Raw genomic sequence first — 16,474 nt, forward strand, 5'->3', positions numbered from 1 at the left:
TGCCCGCCCGCCGCCGCCCGGCGCGGCCCACGACCGTGCCGGGCGCGGAGGGCCCGTGGTCGCCGGGCGGGTAACAGCTTGGCCACGGGCCGGTCGGGAACCGGTCGAAGTCGGCAACCTCCGGCCGGTGACTGCGAGATGATGACGCGTCAAGATGTCGGCTGGAAGGGGAGCTGCAGGATGGCCGACGGGGCGCCGACGGGATCGGGACCGCGCACACGGGTGGACCGGAGGCCCTGGGGGCGCCCGGAGGACGACCCGGCAGCCGGCCCGCCCTCGCGGCTCAAGCGGTTCCGCGCCCACCCGGAGGCGCCGACCAGGGTCGTTCCGCCCCGCGGTACCCACCCGGAGGCGCCGACCAGGGTGGTCCCGCCCCGCGGTACCCACCCGGAGGCGCCGACCAAGGTCGTCCCGCCCCGCGACGCCGACCCGCGGACCGTCCTGCGGCGGCCGGCGCCCGCCCGCGGCGGCCACTTCGGCGGCGCCTTCCCCGCGGCCCTGCTGAACCGCTACGAGCCGTACGAGGTCGCCGGCTCCGGCACCGAGGGCACCGTCTGGCACGTCCGGCGCACGGACGGCGGCGGGGACGCCGCGGTCAAGGTGGCCCGGGCGGGCCAGGCCATGGACGTCGAACTGCTGCGGCACCTGCGCACCCCGGCCTACCGGCGGCACGTTCCCGGGATCATCGACTTCGGGCAGGTCGAGCACGCCGGCGTGGAGTGCGCCTGGGTGGCCATGGAGTACCTGCCGGTCACCCTCGCCGACCACATCGCCGCCCTGCACGACAAGGGCCGGCACACCGATCCGCGGGAGACCGACCGGATCATCCGCGAACTCGTCGCCATGCTCGACTTCTGGCAGCGGCGGATCGAGCGCAACCCGGTGGACTTCAAGCCCTCCAACATCCTGGTGCGCCCCGGCGGCGGCCCCGGGGAGTTCGTGATCGCGGACTTCGGCGGCGTCGCCCGCCTCACCGCCAGCCGCAGCTTCTCGCCCGAGATGCAGGTGACCATCGCCTACATGGCCCCCGAGCAGCTCGCCGGGGCCAACCACCCGGCCGGGCCGTGGTGGGGCCTGGGCAACGTGCTGTACGAGCTGTTCTCCGGCCGCCCGCACTACCTGGACGCGGAGGGCCTGCTGGTCAGCGACGAGGTGCTGCAGTACGACCTGGTCTTCGGGGAGGAGGCGGACCTCTCGGGCGTCACCGACCCGCGCCGGCTGATGCTGCTCCAGGGCCTGCTGACCAGGAACCCGGCCCACCGCTGGAAGGCCCAGCAGGTCACCGGCTGGCTGGAGGGGGCCAGCCCGGCGGTCGTGCGCCCGCAGGGCGCTTCCGCGGGAGGTGCGGGCGGCCACACCCACCGGCCGGTCACCTTCCTGGGGGAGCCGTACCACGCCCCGTCCGTGCTGGCCTGGAGCATGCTGAACCGTTCCGCGGAGGCGGCGGAGTGGCTCGTCGACGGCGGCGCGCAGCACCTGCTGGACTGGCTGCGCGACGAGGTCAGGGACACCCTGTTCGACCTGCAGTACCTGCGGGCGGTCGACAGCGCCAGGGGCGCCCGGCGGGCCGACGCGGCCGCACTCGCCGTCCTCGCCTTCGGCGCCGCGTTCGCGCCCTCGGCCACCCCGGTCTACCGCGAGCGCCCGGTCGACGCGGCCGGCCTCACCCGGATCGCCGCCGGGCCGGACACCGTCGCCTTCGTCGACGACCTGCTCGCCGGCTCGGTGTCCACCGTCGCCGCCCGCTACGACTGCGACCACCCGGAGTGCCACGGCGAGCACTGCGGGCGGCTGATCGCGCTCGCCCGGGTGCCGCAGGTCGTCGCGGACACCGACCGGGCCGCCCGGGAGCTCGGCGGCGGCCGGCGCACCGGGGACGGCCTGAGCGCCGAGGAACGGGCCGATGCCTACCGGCTGGCGGTCTGGCTGACCGTCCAGCCCGAGGAGCACGCCCGGCTGCTGGGCCGGCTGTCCCCGCTGCCCACCGCGCTGCACCGGCTGCCGCTGCCCGCGCGGGTGTCGGCCGTCCTCGCCGTGGTGGCGGCGGTCGTGGTGGACGTCGTGCTCGCCGCCTGGGCCAGGACCCCGACCGGCCGCGGGACGGCGGACGGGGTGCGGCGCCGCTGGTCCGCACTGCGCCGCCGCGCGGTGCGCGCCGACCCCGGGACGGTGGCCGGCTGCGCGGTCCTGGTCGCCGCCGAGGCGCTGCGGGCCAGGGCGGCCGGCGGCACGCAGGAGGCGCCCGGGCGGGTGCCGGACGGCCGGGAACCGGTCGCGCGGCGGCTGTGGGCCCACCTCGTCCCCCGGGCCCGGGTCTGGTGGGGCAACGCCCGGATCGCCGTGCCGCGCCAGGCGGCCGCGGCCCTGCTGGTGTGCACGGCCCTGGCGCTGCTGCTCTGGGCCGGCGCGCTCGCCCGGACCAGCGTCGACGCCGGCAACGGCCTCGCGATCCTGCCGAACGGCCCGTTCGGCCACCGGCTGCGCACGGCCGGCGAACTGGCGGCCCGGTCGGTGGCGCCGCAGCTGGGTGCGGCCCTGGCGGCCGCCCTCGTCCTGGCGGTGTTCCCCGCCCGGGTCGGCCGCGGGACGCTGGCCCTGGCCGCGGCGGGGGCCGCGGCGATCGGCTACCTGCGGCTCGGGCCGCCGATGACGGTGCTCAAGCCGCCGCCCGCCGTCGTCGACCGGGTGGTGATGTTCGAGGGCGGCATGGGCAGTTGGGCCGGGGTGGCGGCGGCCGTCGGGGTCGTCCTGGCCGTGGTGCTGACCGAGCGCGCCGCCCGGCTGTCGATCGCGGCGTCCGAGGCCCGGCGGCGGACGGCCGAGCAGTGGCGGCGCCTGGCGCGGGCCTCGGCCGGCGGCGGGGCCGGGGCCGGTACGAGGGGCGGCGGCGGGGCTGCCGGCGGGACCGGCCGGACCGCGACCGGCCGGACCGCGACCGGCCGGCCGGGGGCAGGCCGGACCGGGGCAGGCCGGACCACGACAGGCGGGAGCGGGAGCCGGACCGGGACAGGCCGGACCGGGGCCGCGCCCGCCGCGCGGGACTGGAGCCCGGGCAGCGCCGGTGCGCGGGAGCGCGCCCGCTTCGTGCTCGGCAGCACCTTCGTCCTGGTCGTCCTGCTGTGGGCCACCGTCGAGGTACGGCTGGCCGCGACCGGGCACCACCCGACCCCGGCGTCCTGGGGCACCGGCCAGGTCGGCGCCGACTACCAGGCCGGTTTCACCCTGCTGCTGGCCGCCGTGTCGGTCGCCGGCACGCTGGCCGGGCCGCGCACCGCGCGCCGGCTGTTCGCCCTCTGGCTGCTCGGCACGGTGGTGCTCGGCGCCCTGCCGCCGCCGCTCGGCCCGATGGAGGCGCTGCGCATCCCGGTGGCCGGGCCGGTCTACCGCGGCATCGCCGGGCTCTGGGGCCACAGCGCCTTCTGGGCGGCCGTCCTGATCGCCCTTCCCCTGGTGTGCCTCGGCATCCAGCGCACCGTGCTGCGCGCCGGCCGCTGAGCGGCACGGAACGGGGACGGGAACGAGGTCGGGGCCTCGTACGGGGCCCGGTACGGGGATGGAGCCGGGTCCGGGGTGTGGTGCGGCCGCTCCCCGGCCCCGTCACCGCGGCGGGGTGGGCAGCCACCAGGAGCGGCGCCAGAGCAGCACGGCCGCCACCAGGGTCTGGCCGATCAGCCACGCCGCGCCCGCGCCGGTGATGCCCAGCACCGGCAGCAGCAGCGCGGTCAGCGCCAGCACGACGACCGCGAGCGCCGCCAGCACGCCCACCACCACGCCCATCCGGCGCCGGGCCCGGGAGAGCGCCACGACGGTGGTGTTGAGCAGGTTCGGCAGTGCGGACAGGGCGAGCAGCCACAGGACGACCGTGCCGTGGTTGGCGTACTCGCGGCCGAACACGCGCAGCGCCCACGGGGCGACCGCGATCAGCACCACGACCGCCGCCACCAGCACCCGGCCGGAGTGCCGCAGCACCCGTCGGTAGTCGTCGAGCCGGGTGATGTCCCGGGCGGACTCCACCACCAGCGAGTAGCCCATGTTGGAGCTGAAGCAGTAGAGCGCGAACGGCACCATCCAGGCCAGCGAGAAGTACGCGCTGTCGGCGGCACCGAGGCGGTTGAGCACCATCACGGGGGGCAGGTTCACCGCCGCCAGCCAGCACATCGCGCCCAGGTAGTCCGCGGCGATGTAGCCGAACGTCGGGGCCGAGGTGTCCGCGCGGGCCTTGGGCGGGGTGCGTTCGTGCCGGGGTACGGCGCGGCCGAAGACGAAGGTGTTCGTCACCAGGAGGGCGAACGCGAGCCCGACCATCCAGGAGAGCAGGATCCCGTTCTGTGCGCCGACGACGGCGAACAGGCCCAGCAGCCCGATCTTCTCGACCGAGAAGAGCCCGTTCTCCAGCGCCACCCAGTCCGGCCGTCGGAGGCCGGTGAGGACGCCGTCCTGCAGGTTGAAGATGGCGTAGCCGGCGGTGGCCACGACGAAGGCCAGGCCCAGGCCCCAGGTGTGCAGGAAACCGAGCCCCGGTGAGACCACGGGGATCAGCAGCACCAACCCTGCGGCGAACACCAGGGTGACCGCCGCGGCCGTGAGGTAGGCCAGTCCCACCAGCCGCCCGGTGCGCTTCCCGGCGGAGGGCACGAAACGCACCATGGCGTTGGCGAGGTTCAGTTGGCCGATCCCGCCGAGGAACATCATCGCGGAGACGGCGGCGACGTTCCGGCCGACGGTGGCCGGGCTGTACCAGTGGGCGGACAGCGCCCAGTAGAGGGCGCCGAAGAAGGAGGTCAGGAGCGAACTGAGGGTCAGCACGTGCGCGTTGCGCAGCAGCGGGTCGTAGCCCTTGGCGGAGCCGAGGAGAGCCCTGCCCCGGGTCCGCACCGACCGGAGGACGGCGGCGGACGGGCCGGCTCCGTTGCTCACCACCAGCAGCTCCCGTCGTCGGCCCACCCCGGTCCGGACGCGGCCCGCAGCCGGTACGGGCCGGCGTGCCCATTTTATGACCCGACCCCCGCTCGCTGCCCGGCCACGGCGAGCCCCCGCCGGACGGGCGGGTGCCCGCGGGCGAACCTAGCCTGGGAACCGGGGTCCGCCGGATCGGCCGGACGGGAACCGGCCCCCGCCGGATCGGCCGGAGAGGAGTCGGCGCGCCATGCCCAGGACGCTTCCCGCCGGTGTCGAGGTGACCAGTCCGGCGCCGCGCGAGGTGTGGTGGGAGCTGATCGCGCGCGACGCCGACGCGCTGGTGACGCAGACGCCGACCTGGCTGGACTGCCTGTGCGAGGCCTGGCCGTGGGAGGACGCGAGCCGGATGTACCGGTTCGTCGACGGTCGGCGGATCCTCGTGCCGCTGGTCCGGCACCGCCGCCGGCCGATGCGGCTGCTGACCGAGGAGTCCTGGCCCGGGTGGGGTGTCGGCGGCGCCGTCGTGCCGGACGGCGCACCGGACGCGCGGGAGGCCCGGCTCGTCCTCGCCGACCTCGCGGACCGGCCCGCCCTGCGGGTGGCGGTGCGGTTCGGCCCCGGCTCCGCAGCGGTCTGGAACGAGGTCGTGCCGGGGGCCTTCGCGGCGGTCGACCGCACGACCTACCTGCTCGACCTCGACGGCGGGTGGGAGGAGGTCTGGTCCCACCGCTTCCACCAGCAGGTGCGCCGGGGCGTACGGCGGGCCGAACGGGAGGACGTCGAGGTGGAGGTGGACCGGAGCGGGCGGCTGGTGCCGCAGTTCCGGCGCCTCTACGAGGAGTCGGTCGTCCGCTGGGCCGAGCAGCAGAACGAGCCGCTCGCCCTGGCCCGGTGGCGCCGGCGGCGGGAGGAACCGCCGCGGCTCCTGGAGGCGGTCGCGGAGCGGTTCGGCTCCTCCTGCGCGATCTGGCTGGCCAGGTGCGGCGGGCAGCCGGCCGCCGCGATCGTCGTGCTGCGGCACGGCACCCACACCAAGTACTGGCGCGGGGCCATGGACCGGAGCCTGGCGCATCCGGTCCACGCCAACCACCTGTTGCACCGGCTGGCGATCGAGGACGCGTGCGCGGCCGGGAGCCGCCTCTACGACATGGGTGATGCCAGGCCCGAGTCCTCGCTGGCCCACTTCAAGCAGAGCTTCGGCGCGCGGCCGGCGGCGTTCCCGGCGTACTACCGCGAGCGGCTGCCGCTGACGGCGCTGGACCGGCGGCTGCGCGGGGCGGTCAAACGGGTCATCGGGTTCCGGGACGCCTGACCCTGCGACGGGCCTGACGGCCTGACGGGGGCCGACGGGCCTGACGGCGTCCGGCGGGTGCGACCGCGGGCCGGCCGGGCCGGCTCAGCCGACCAGCCGGGAGAGCTCGATCGAGTGCCCCGTCCGCTCAACCTTCGCCGTCAGGTACCGCACGTTGCTGGGCGAGAGGTGCACGCCCGTCGGCACCCGGTGCCGCACGGAGATGTCGAGGCCGGCCAACTGCGCGGCCTTGTCCGGGTTGTTGCTCAGCAGGTCGATGCCGGTGGCGCCGAGCGCGGCGAGCATCTGGGCGGCGGCGGTGTAGTCCCGGCCGTCCTCGGGCAGGCCGAGCGCGGTGTTGGCGTCGTACGTGTCCAACCCGGAGTCCTGCAGGGCGTACGCGTCGAGCTTGTTGTACAGCCCGATGCCCCGGCCCTCCTGGCGCAGGTAGAGCAGGTACCCGCCGGCCTCGCTGATCCGCTCCACCGACTCGCGCAGCTGCGGCCCGCAGTCGCAGCGCTCGGAGCCGAAGACGTCGCCGGTCAGGCACTCGGAGTGCAGCCGGACCAGCGGCGTCCCGCCCTCGGGGACCGTGCCGAGGGCGAGCGCCAGGTGCTCGGCGCCGTCGGCGAGGCCGTGGAAGGTGAAGACCTCCGCCTCGGCGCGGTAGCCGTCGGGGAAGGTCAGCGGGATGCGCACGCGCGAGCGCACCGTGGCGGGGCCGGGTTGAGGCATGGGCGGGCCTTCGTCGATCGGGGGCGGACCGGGTTCGGTCGGGATCCGGGATGGATCGGATGTCGACCGTACTCGGTTGTTCCAATTTGAACAACTGCCCGGAAGGTGCGGGGCACGACTGCGGAGGCGCACAACACCCCGCCCGCCTCGCGTGTTCCCGCGCGGCCGCCGTCCGGTGTTCCAACATGTGGAAGGGAGGCGGCCCGGGGTGTCGACACTGCGAGACTTCCTCCCGTTTCCTGGGCACGGGAACGCACCCGCGCACGACCACCGACGACGACGGAAGGTCCTGATCAGATGCCCATGAGCCGCCCCGACTCCACCACCGGTACCACCGCCACCGGTACCACCGCCGCCACCGCCATCACCACCGACACCGCGACCCGGCTCCGCTTCGACGCCGAGCAGCGCGCGGTCGAGGCCCTCTACGCGGACGTGGTCCGCCGCAACAAGGGGGAGACGGAGTTCCACCAGGCCGTCCACGAGGTGCTGGAGACCCTGGCCCCGGTGCTCGCCCACCGCCCCGAACTCCTCGACGCCCGGATCATCGAGCGGATCTGCGAGCCCGAGCGGCAGTTGATGTTCCGGGTGCCGTGGACGGACGACTCCGGCGACATCCACGTCAACCGCGGCTTCCGGGTGGAGTTCAGCAGCGCCCTCGGCCCGTACAAGGGCGGGTTGCGCTTCCACCCCTCGGTGAACCTCGGCATCGTCAAGTTCCTCGGCTTCGAGCAGATCTTCAAGAACGCGCTCACCGGGCTGTCGATCGGCGGCGGCAAGGGCGGCTCCGACTTCGACCCCAAGGGCCGTTCGGACGCCGAGATCATGAGGTTCTGTCAGTCCTTCATGACCGAGCTCCACCGACACCTCGGCGAGCACACCGACGTGCCCGCCGGGGACATCGGCGTCGGCGGCCGCGAGATCGGCTACCTCTTCGGCCAGTACAAGCGGATCACCAACCGCTACGAGGCCGGCGTGCTCACCGGCAAGGGGCTCGGCTGGGGCGGTGCGCAGGTCAGGACCGAGGCCACCGGCTACGGCTGCGTGCTGTTCACCGCCGAGATGCTGCACAGCCGCGGCGAGAGCCTGGACGGGCGCCGGGTGGTCGTGTCCGGCTCGGGCAACGTCGCGCTCTACGCGATCGAGAAGGCGCAGCAGCTCGGCGCCACGGTGCTGACCGCCTCCGACTCCTCCGGCTACGTGGTGGACGACAAGGGCATCGACCTCGGCCTGCTCAAGGAGGTCAAGGAGGTCCGGCGCGGCCGGGTCTCCGAGTACGCCGAACTGCGCGGCAGCCACGTGCGGTTCGTCGAGGGGCCGGGGGTGTGGAGCGTGCCCTGCGAGGTCGCGCTGCCCTGCGCCACCCAGAACGAACTGACCGAGGCCGACGCGCTCGCCCTGGTCCGCAACGGTGTGCTCGCCGTCGCCGAGGGCGCCAACATGCCCACCACCCCGGAGGCGGTCCGGGTGTTCCAGGAGGCCGGGGTGGCGTTCGGCCCGGGCAAGGCGGCGAACGCGGGCGGCGTCGCGACCAGCGCGCTGGAGATGCAGCAGAACGCGTCGCGCGATTCCTGGACCTTCCGGCACACCGAGGAGCGGCTGGCCGGGATCATGAAGCACATCCACGACTCCTGCTTCACCACCGCCGAGCGCTACGGCCGGCCCGGGGACTACGTGGTGGGCGCCAACATCGCGGGCTTCGAACTGGTCGCGGACGCGATGCTGGCCCAGGGTCTGGTCTGACCTGCGCCTCCCGCCGCCGACCCGGCGATCGGTACCCGACCGGAGCGGGCACCGATCGTCGGGTGCGGCAGGGTGGGTCCTTCCTACGGTGGTGATCACAAGGAAGGACGGGGTCGGAGTGCTGGAGCACCTGAACCGGGCGATGGAGCACATCGAACGGCACCTGGACGGCGAGGTCGACGCGGCCGAGCTGGCGAGGATCGCGATGACGTCGGAGTACCACTTCCGGCGGCTGTTCTCGATGCTCGCCGGGATGCCGCTGTCGGAGTACGTGCGGCGTCGGCGACTGACCGTCGCGGGGGCCGAAGTCCTCGGCGGCGAGCGGACGTTGCTCGACATCGCGGTCCGGTACGGATACACCTCGGGGGAGGCGTTCGCCCGGGCGTTCCGGGCGATGCACGGGGTCGGGCCGGGGGAGGCCCGGCGCGACGGTGCGGTGCTCACCTCCCAGCCCCGGATGTCCTTCCGACTCGTCGTGGAAGGAAGCAGCAGCATGGAATACCGGATCGTCGAGAAGCCGGACTTCCGGATCGTCGGCAGGAAGGCCCGGGTGCCCCTGATCTACCTGGGGGTCAACCCGCACATCGCCGAGTTCATCAAGGGGCTCGGCAAGGAGACCGTCGAGCGGATCACGGCCCTGAGCGGCAAGGACCCGGTCGGCATCGTGTCGGTGAGCGACGACTTCTCCCCGAACCGCGAGGAGGGTTCCGAACTCGACTACTGGCACGCGGTGGTGGCGGCCGAGGACGCCGAGGCCCCGGAGGACATGGACGTCCTGGAGGTGCCGGCCGGCACCTGGGCCGTGTTCACCAACACCGGGCCGTTCCCGCAGGCGCTGCAGGAGATGTGGGGGGACGTGGCCGCCCAGTGGTTCCCGTCCAACCCGTACGAGGCCCGGCCGGGCCCGGAGATCCTGAAGACCCGTTTCGTCCCCGGGACGGGCAACGCCGACGCCGAGCTCTGGATCCCGGTGGCGCGGGCTCCGCGGGGCTGACGACTGACAGATAGCAGCTGACAGATAGCAGCTGACAGCTGACAGATTTCGAAATCTGTCAGCTGTCAGCTGTCTTCTGTTTCCCGTCTCCTGTCGTCCCGTCTCCCGCCCCGCCCCGTTCGGCCCACCAGCGCCCGCCTCCGGGCCTCCTGCCCCGCATCCTGGGCGGGGAGGGCCGGGGGCCGAGAACGAGCTGGAGAACCGACGCCATGAAGCAGACCTCCGTGACCACCGACGGCCCCTGCTGGGTCGAGCTGGGCACCTCCGACCCCACCGCCGCCCGGGCCTTCTACCGCGAGCTGTTCGGCTGGCGGGAGGACGACGGCGAACGGCCCGAGGACGGCGACTACGTCCAGATGCTCCTCAAGGACACCCCGGTCGCCGCGATCACCCCGCGCTACGCGCCGCAGCAGCCGACGGCCTGGTCGATCTGCTTCGCCGTGGCCGACGCCGACGCCACCGCGGCCAGGATCGAGAGCGCCGGCGGCACCCTCCTCAAGACGCCCGCCGACGTCCTCGACCGCGGCCGCTTCGCGGTGGCCGCCGACCGCTCCCACGCGGTCTTCCTGCTCTGGCAGGCCCGCTCCTTCAAGGGCGCCGGGGTGTTCAACGAGCCCGGCTCGCTCGGCTGGGTGGAGCTCCTCACCCGGGACCGGGACGGCGCGGTCGCCTTCTACCCGGCGGTCTTCGGCTGGTCCGTCGCCCCCTCCGAGCACTACACCCAGTGGGGCCTGGCCGGTGAGGACTTCGGCGGCATGCTGGTGATGGGCGACGCCTTCCCGCCGGAGGTGCCGCCGCACTGGCTGCCGTACTTCTCGGTCGCCGACGTGGACAACACCGTCGACCGGGCGGTGGCCCTCGGCGGGGACGTGCTGATGCCCGCCTACTCCATGCCGGGCGGCCGGCGGATCGCCGTGCTGCGCGACCCACAGGGCGCCGCCTTCGGCGTCTACCGGCCCCCGGCGGAGGGCTGAGCCGGGCGCGGCTCCGTGCGCGGGCGCCGTCGCGCCGCCACCGTCACCACCGCCGCCCCCGCCGTGATCAGCAGCGCCCCGGCCGGCACCACGTCGCCGACGCGGTCGTACCAGGTCACCGTGGCCGGCTCGGTGAGCGGCAGCCGGACGGTCAGCGCGCCGGTGCCGTCGGTGCCGAGCCGGGCCAGTTCCCGGCCCTGCGCGTCGAAGGCCGCCGAGACCCCGGTCAGCGAGGCCTGGACGGCCGGCCGCCCGGTTTCCGCCGCCCGGATCGCCGCCAGCGAGACGTGCTGCTCGGGCGCCCAGGTCTGCTGGAAGGTCGAGGTCGAGGACTGGTAGACGAGCACCCGGGCGCCGTCCCGCGCGGCGGTGCGGGCCATGTCGGGGAAGGCGGACTCGAAGCAGATCAGCGCCCCGACCGGCAGCGGAGCGCCCGTCCGGTCGGTGGCCGGCAGCAGGTGGAAGGCGGTGCCGGGCGCCCGGTTCTCGCCCGCCGCCCGGCTGACCCCGGCGATCCAGCCGAGCACCGGCCGCAGCGGGATGTACTCGCCGAACGGCACCAGCCGGATCTTGCGGTAGCGGTCCACCACACCGGCCGGGGAGACCAGCACCGCGTCCTTGGAGATCCGCCCGTCCGCCTTGCGCGCGTCCTCCCCGGCGATGACCCGGGCGCCGGTGGTCGCGGCGAGGCCGCGCAGCGTGTCCAGCGCGGCCGGGTCGTGGTCCAGGTCGGCCGTGGTGCTGCTCTCACCCCACACCACCAGGTCCAGCGGCTGTCCGACCAGCGCGGCGGTGGCCCGCGCGCTCGCGTCGAACCGGGCCTGCGGGTCCTCCACGACGCCGGGCTGGACGAGCGCGACCGTGACGGCCCCGGCCCCGGCGGGCGCCTCGCGCAGCGCGAACAGCAGCGGACCGGAGGCCACCACCAGCACCGCCGCCGAGGCCGCGACGGCCCGCGGTCGCCAGTGCACCGCGGTGAGCGCGATCAGCACCCCGGTGTTCACCGCCGCCACCGCCGCGCTGACCAGCCAGATCCCGCCCGCCGAGGCCAGCCCGAGGATCGCCGGGTGCTGCCACTGGGTGGCGCCGAGCAGGGCCCACGGCCCGCCCAGCGCCGGCCAGGACCGCCCGTACTCGGCGGACACCCAGACCGCCGGGACGACCACCAGCGCGAGCAGGGCCCGACGGGCGGTCAGCGGCGGGTGCAGCAGCCGGTGCACGGTGTACCCGACGGCGCCCTGCAGCGCCCCGAACAGCACCGCGAGCACCGGGAGTCCGGGCCCGATCGACGGCACCAGCCAGTACATCGCGGTCAGGATGAACCCCGCTCCGAACCACCAGCCGCGCACCGCCGCCTCCCGGCCCCCGGGAGCCCGCTGCATCAGCAGCAGCCCGGGGACGAGCGCGATCCACGCCAGCCAGGCCTGCCCCGGCGCCGGGAACGCGAGCACCGGTACCGCCCCGGCCGCGAGCGCTCCGAGCCGCGCCCGGTAGCGGTGTGGCGCGGGCGGCTCGTGTTCCTCCGCTTCCCGGGCTTCGTCGGCGGGGGTCGTGCTCAGGTCTGGGCTGGTGGGACCGGTGCGGCGCGGCATGCCCCGTATTGTCCGCTCGGACGGCGTGCGCCACCAGTGTTCCCATCACCCGAATGGACGACGGGAACACCGTCAGCGAGCTGCTGCCCGGCCTCCCGGACGGCCGCGGGACCGCCCGGGAGGCCGGGGACCGTCCGCGAGACCGGGAGGCCGGGGAACGTCCGGGAGACCGCCCTGGGAGGCCTCAGCCCTCGTCGCCCTCCAGGTCCCCCTCGGTCTCCAGGAACGCGGCCTGCAGCTGCGCGATCAGCTCCGGGTCCGGCTGCTCCCACAGCCCGCGGCTCGCCGCCTCCAGCAGGCGCTCGCTGATCCCGTGCAGCGCCCACGGGTTGGCGCCCGCGAGGAACTCCCGGTTGACCGGGTCGAGCACGTACTCCTGGGTCAGCTTCTCGTACATCCAGTCCGCGACCACGCCCGTGGTGGCGTCGTAGCCGAACAGGTAGTCGACCGTCGCGGCCATCTCGAAGGCGCCCTTGTAGCCGTGCCGGCGCATCGCCTCGATCCAGCGCGGGTTGACCACGCGGGCGCGGAAGACGCGGGCGGCCTCCTCGGTCAGCGTCCGGGTGCGGACCGTCTCCGGGCGGGTGGAGTCGCCGATGTACGCGGTCGGCGCCTTGCCGGTGAGGGCGCGGACGGTGGCCACCATGCCGCCGTGGTACTGGAAGTAGTCGTCCGAGTCGGCGATGTCGTGCTCGCGGGTGTCGGTGTTCTTCGCGGCGACGGTGATCCGCTTGTACGCGGTCTCCATCTCCTCGCGGGCCGGCCGCCCGTCCAGCCCGCGCCCGTACGCGTAGCCGCCCCACACCGTGTACACCTCGGCGAGGTCGGCGTCGGTGCGCCAGTCGCGGCTGTCGATCAGCTGGAGCAGGCCGGCCCCGTACGTGCCCGGGCGGGAGCCGAAGACGCGGACGGTGGCCTTTCGCTCGTCGCCGTGCACCGCCAGGTCGGCCTGGACGTGGGCCCGGACGAAGTTGTCCGAGTCGGCCTCCTCCTGGGCGGCGGCCAGGCGCACCGCGTCGTCCAGCAGGGCGACCACGTGCGGGAAGGCGTCGCGGAAGAACCCGGAGATGCGCAGCGTCACGTCGATGCGCGGGCGGCCCAGCTCCTCCAGCGGGATCGGCTCCAGGCCGGTGACCCGGCGGGAGGCGTCGTCCCAGACCGGGCGGACGCCGAGCAGGGCGAAGGCCTCGGCGATGTCGTCGCCGGCGGTGCGCATCGCGCTGGTGCCCCACAGCGAGAGCCCGACCGAGGGCGGGTACGCGCCGTCGTTGTCGGCGGTGTACCGCTCGACCAGCGAGGAGGCGAGCGCCTGGCCGGTCTCCCAGGCGAGCTTGCTGGGGACGGCCTTGGGGTCGACGGAGTAGAAGTTGCGGCCCGTCGGCAGCACGTTGACCAGGCCGCGCAGCGGCGAGCCGGACGGGCCGGCCGGGACGAAGCCGCCCTGCAGCGCGTGCAGCACGGCGTCCAGCTCGTCGGTGGTGGCGGCCAGGCGCGGCACCACCTGGGTGGCGGCGAAGGTCAGCACCTCGTGGACGGCCTCCCGAACGGTCTCCGGCAGCTCGGCGGTGACCTTCTCGACCGCCTCGGGCGCCCAGTCCTGCGCCTCCATGGCCTCGACCAGGGCGCGGGCCCTGGCCTCGGCCGCGTCGGTGGCGCCGAGCGTCAGCGCCGCCTCGTCCAGGCCGAGCGCCTCGCGCAGGCCGGGCAGGGCGCTGACGCCGCCCCAGATCTGCCGGGCGCGCAGGATGGCGAGCACGATGTTGACGCGGTCGGTGCCGGACGGCGCCTGGCCGAGGACGTGCAGGCCGTCGCGGATCTGGGCGTCCTTGACCTCGCAGAGCCAGCCGTCGACGTGCAGCAGGAAGTCGTCGAAGCCGTCGTCCTCGGGGCGCTCGTCCAGGCCGAGGTCGTGGTCGAGCTTGGCCGCCTGGATGAGGGTCCAGATCTGGGCGCGGATGGCGGGCAGCTTGGCCGGGTCCATCGCGGCGATGTTGGAGTGCTCGTCCAGCAGCTGCTCCAGGCGCGCGATGTCGCCGTAGGAGTCGGCGCGGGCCATCGGCGGGACGAGGTGGTCGACCAGGGTGGCGTGGGCGCGGCGCTTGGCCTGGGTGCCCTCGCCCGGGTCGTTGACCAGGAAGGGGTAGACCAGCGGGAGGTTGCCGAGGACGGCGTCCGGGCCGCACTCGGCGGACAGCGCGGCGGTCTTGCCGGGCAGCCACTCCAGGTTGCCGTGCTTGCCGAGGTGGATCACGGCGTGGGCGCCGAAGCCGCCGTCCTCCTGCGCGGCCTCGATCCAGCGGTAGGCGGCCAGGTAGTGGTGGCTCGGCGGCAGGTCGGGGTCGTGGTAGATGGCGACCGGGTTCTCGCCGAAGCCGCGCGGCGGCTGGATCAGGACCAGCAGGTTCCCGGAGCGGATCGCGGCCAGCACGATGTCGCCGTCCGGGTTCTGCGAGCGGTCTACGTACAGCTCGCCGGGGGCCGGGCCCCAGTGCTCCTCGACCTGCTCGCGCAGGGCCTGCGGGAGGGTGGCGTACCAGCGGCGGTAGTCGGCGGCGGGGATGCGCACCGGGTTGCGGGCCAGTTGGTCCTCGGTGAGCCAGTCCTGGTCGTAGCCGCCGGCCGCGATCAGGGCGTGGATGATCGCGTCGCCCTCGTGCCCCTCGTCCTCGGTGCCGTCGAAGCCGGGCAGGTCGTGCCCGAGGTCCATGCCCTCCTCGCGCAGCCGCTCCAGCAGGCGGACGGCGCTGGCCGGGGTGTCCAGGCCGACGGCGTTGCCGACCCGGGCGTGCTTGGTCGGGTACGCGGACAGCACCAGCGCGAGGCGGCGCTCGGCGGCCGGGACGTACCGCAGCCGGGCGTGGCTGACGGCGGTGCCGGCGACGCGGGCGGCGCGCTCCGGGTCGGCGGCGTAGACCGTCAGGCCGTCCTCGTCCAGCTCCTTGAAGGAGAACGGGACGCTGATCAGGCGGCCGTCGAACTCCGGCACGGCGATCTGGGTGGCGGTGTCCAGCGGGGACAGGCCGTCGTCGCTGGCCTCCCACTGGGCGCGCGACCAGGTCAGGCAGAGCGCCTGCAGGATCGGGCGGTCCAGGGCGGCGAGCGCGCCGGCGTCCCAGGCCTCCTCGTCGCCGCCGGCCTGTGCGTCGGCCGGGCGGGTGCCGCCGGCGGCGAGCACGGTGGTGACGATCGCGTCGGCCTCGCCGAGCGCGGCCAGCAGCTCGGGCTCGGCGCCGCGCAGCGAGGCGCAGTAGTAGGCCCGGGCGCGGGCGCCCTGGTCCTCGATCGCCCGGCAGAGCGTCTCGACGAAGGCGGTGTTGCCGCTCATGTGGTGGGCGCGGTAGTAGAGCACCGCGACCGTCGGGCCCTCGCCGGTACGGGCTTCGCGCTCCAGCGGGCCCCAGGCCGGGGCGGAGGCGGGCGGGGCGAAGCCGTGGCCGGTCAGCAGCACGGTGTCGGAGAGGAACGAGGCCAGCTCGGCCAGGTTGGCCGCGCCGCCGTGGGCGAGGTAGGCGTGCGCCTCGGCGGCGATGCCGGCCGGGACGGTGGACAGCTCCATCAGCTGGGCGTCGGGGGCCTGCTCACCGGTCAGCACCACGACCGGGCGGGGGCCGGCCAGCAGTGCGTCCAGGCCCTCCTGCCAGGCGCGGCGTCCGCCGAGCAGGCGGACCACGACGAGGTCGGTGCCCACCAGCAGCGCGGGCAGGTCCTCGGGGGTCAGCCGGGCCGGGTTGCCGAGCCGGTAGCGCACCGGCCCCTCGGAGGCACGGGCGCTGAGCAGGTCGGTGTCGGACGTCGACAGCAGCAGGATCATGCGAAGGCCCTCCCGGCCTCGTCGGTGGCCGGGACGGCCGTGAAATGGGCCGGGATGGCCGTGAAGTGAGCCGGAGTGGCCGTGGGGACGGCCGTGGACGCGTGTGCGGGCATGCGACAGCGCTGGTGCATTTCTGCCTTCCTCGGGGTCCGCGCCCCGGGCCGGTGGAGGACGGCAGGAGTTCCTGGCTCCCGCGGTCGGCCGGTTTCCCGGTGAACCGCGGTCACAGTGGCGGGACCGCACCGGGCTTGCACCGGTTTCCTCCCCTGCGCCGTCGCTGGCGTGTGCGGACGGTCCGCCGGACCGTCCGCCCTGCATCGTACGGGGTACGGCTGACCTGGGGGAGAGTGAGCTTTCGGTCGCGGGCTCCGGACCGCCCGGCGCACGGCTGTCCGTCGTGCGGACCGGCCGCCCGGCGTACGCGGCGGGTGCGCC

The 16,474-nt window shown here is 74.9% G+C and carries 9 protein-coding genes and 1 riboswitch; of the genes, 5 read left to right on the forward strand and 4 right to left on the reverse strand.

What is annotated here, in order from left to right:
• The first annotated feature begins 222 nt into the window (after positions 1-222).
• Positions 223-3,495, forward strand: a complete 3,273-nt coding sequence (locus ACIGG8_RS34555; protein ID WP_396552585.1) for a hypothetical protein — start codon at positions 223-225, stop codon at positions 3,493-3,495.
• A gap of 102 nt (positions 3,496-3,597) precedes the next feature.
• Here the strand turns inward: ACIGG8_RS34555 and ACIGG8_RS34560 are convergent, their stop codons facing one another.
• Positions 3,598-4,917, reverse strand: a complete 1,320-nt coding sequence (locus ACIGG8_RS34560) for a lipopolysaccharide biosynthesis protein (protein ID WP_396552586.1) — start codon at positions 4,915-4,917, stop codon at positions 3,598-3,600.
• A 229-nt stretch (positions 4,918-5,146) separates the two neighbouring features.
• Here ACIGG8_RS34560 and ACIGG8_RS34565 point away from each other — a divergent pair, with 229 nt between their 5' ends.
• Complete coding sequence (locus ACIGG8_RS34565; RefSeq protein ID WP_396552587.1) at positions 5,147-6,211, forward strand: GNAT family N-acetyltransferase; 1,065 nt, start codon at positions 5,147-5,149, stop codon at positions 6,209-6,211.
• Positions 6,212-6,295: 84 nt separating this feature from the next.
• Here the strand turns inward: ACIGG8_RS34565 and ribA are convergent, their stop codons facing one another.
• The gene (ribA, locus tag ACIGG8_RS34570; RefSeq protein ID WP_396552588.1) at positions 6,296-6,925 is read right to left on the reverse strand and encodes a GTP cyclohydrolase II; all 630 of its coding nucleotides are present in this window, start codon (positions 6,923-6,925) and stop codon (positions 6,296-6,298) included.
• 303 nt (positions 6,926-7,228) lie between these two features.
• Here ribA and gdhA point away from each other — a divergent pair, with 303 nt between their 5' ends.
• The 3 genes from gdhA to ACIGG8_RS34585 all read left to right on the forward strand — a co-directional run bounded on the left by gdhA (position 7,229) and on the right by ACIGG8_RS34585 (position 10,636).
• Positions 7,229-8,668, forward strand: a complete 1,440-nt coding sequence (gdhA, locus tag ACIGG8_RS34575) for an NADP-specific glutamate dehydrogenase (protein WP_350526273.1) — start codon at positions 7,229-7,231, stop codon at positions 8,666-8,668.
• A 118-nt stretch (positions 8,669-8,786) separates the two neighbouring features.
• On the forward strand, positions 8,787-9,662 hold the full coding sequence (locus tag ACIGG8_RS34580; RefSeq protein ID WP_396552589.1) for a GyrI-like domain-containing protein: 876 nt from the start codon (positions 8,787-8,789) through the stop codon (positions 9,660-9,662).
• A gap of 209 nt (positions 9,663-9,871) precedes the next feature.
• Positions 9,872-10,636, forward strand: a complete 765-nt coding sequence (locus ACIGG8_RS34585) for a VOC family protein (RefSeq protein WP_396552590.1) — start codon at positions 9,872-9,874, stop codon at positions 10,634-10,636.
• Here the strand turns inward: ACIGG8_RS34585 and lnt are convergent.
• Together lnt and cobN are read right to left on the reverse strand one after the other, a co-directional pair.
• Positions 10,612-12,228: an apolipoprotein N-acyltransferase gene (lnt, locus tag ACIGG8_RS34590; RefSeq protein ID WP_396552591.1), complete on the reverse strand. Its 1,617-nt coding sequence runs from the start codon at positions 12,226-12,228 to the stop codon at positions 10,612-10,614. The two genes, ACIGG8_RS34585 and lnt, sit on opposite strands and share 25 nt — an antisense overlap.
• Before the next feature lie 184 nt (positions 12,229-12,412).
• Positions 12,413-16,039: a cobaltochelatase subunit CobN gene (cobN, locus tag ACIGG8_RS34595; RefSeq protein ID WP_396552592.1), complete on the reverse strand. Its 3,627-nt coding sequence runs from the start codon at positions 16,037-16,039 to the stop codon at positions 12,413-12,415.
• 178 nt (positions 16,040-16,217) lie between these two features.
• Positions 16,218-16,303: riboswitch (cobalamin riboswitch) on the reverse strand.
• Positions 16,304-16,474: the final 171 nt, after the last annotated feature.

The organism is Kitasatospora sp. NPDC085464, from assembly GCF_044541955.1.
Taxonomy (GTDB): Bacteria; Actinomycetota; Actinomycetes; order Streptomycetales; family Streptomycetaceae; genus Kitasatospora.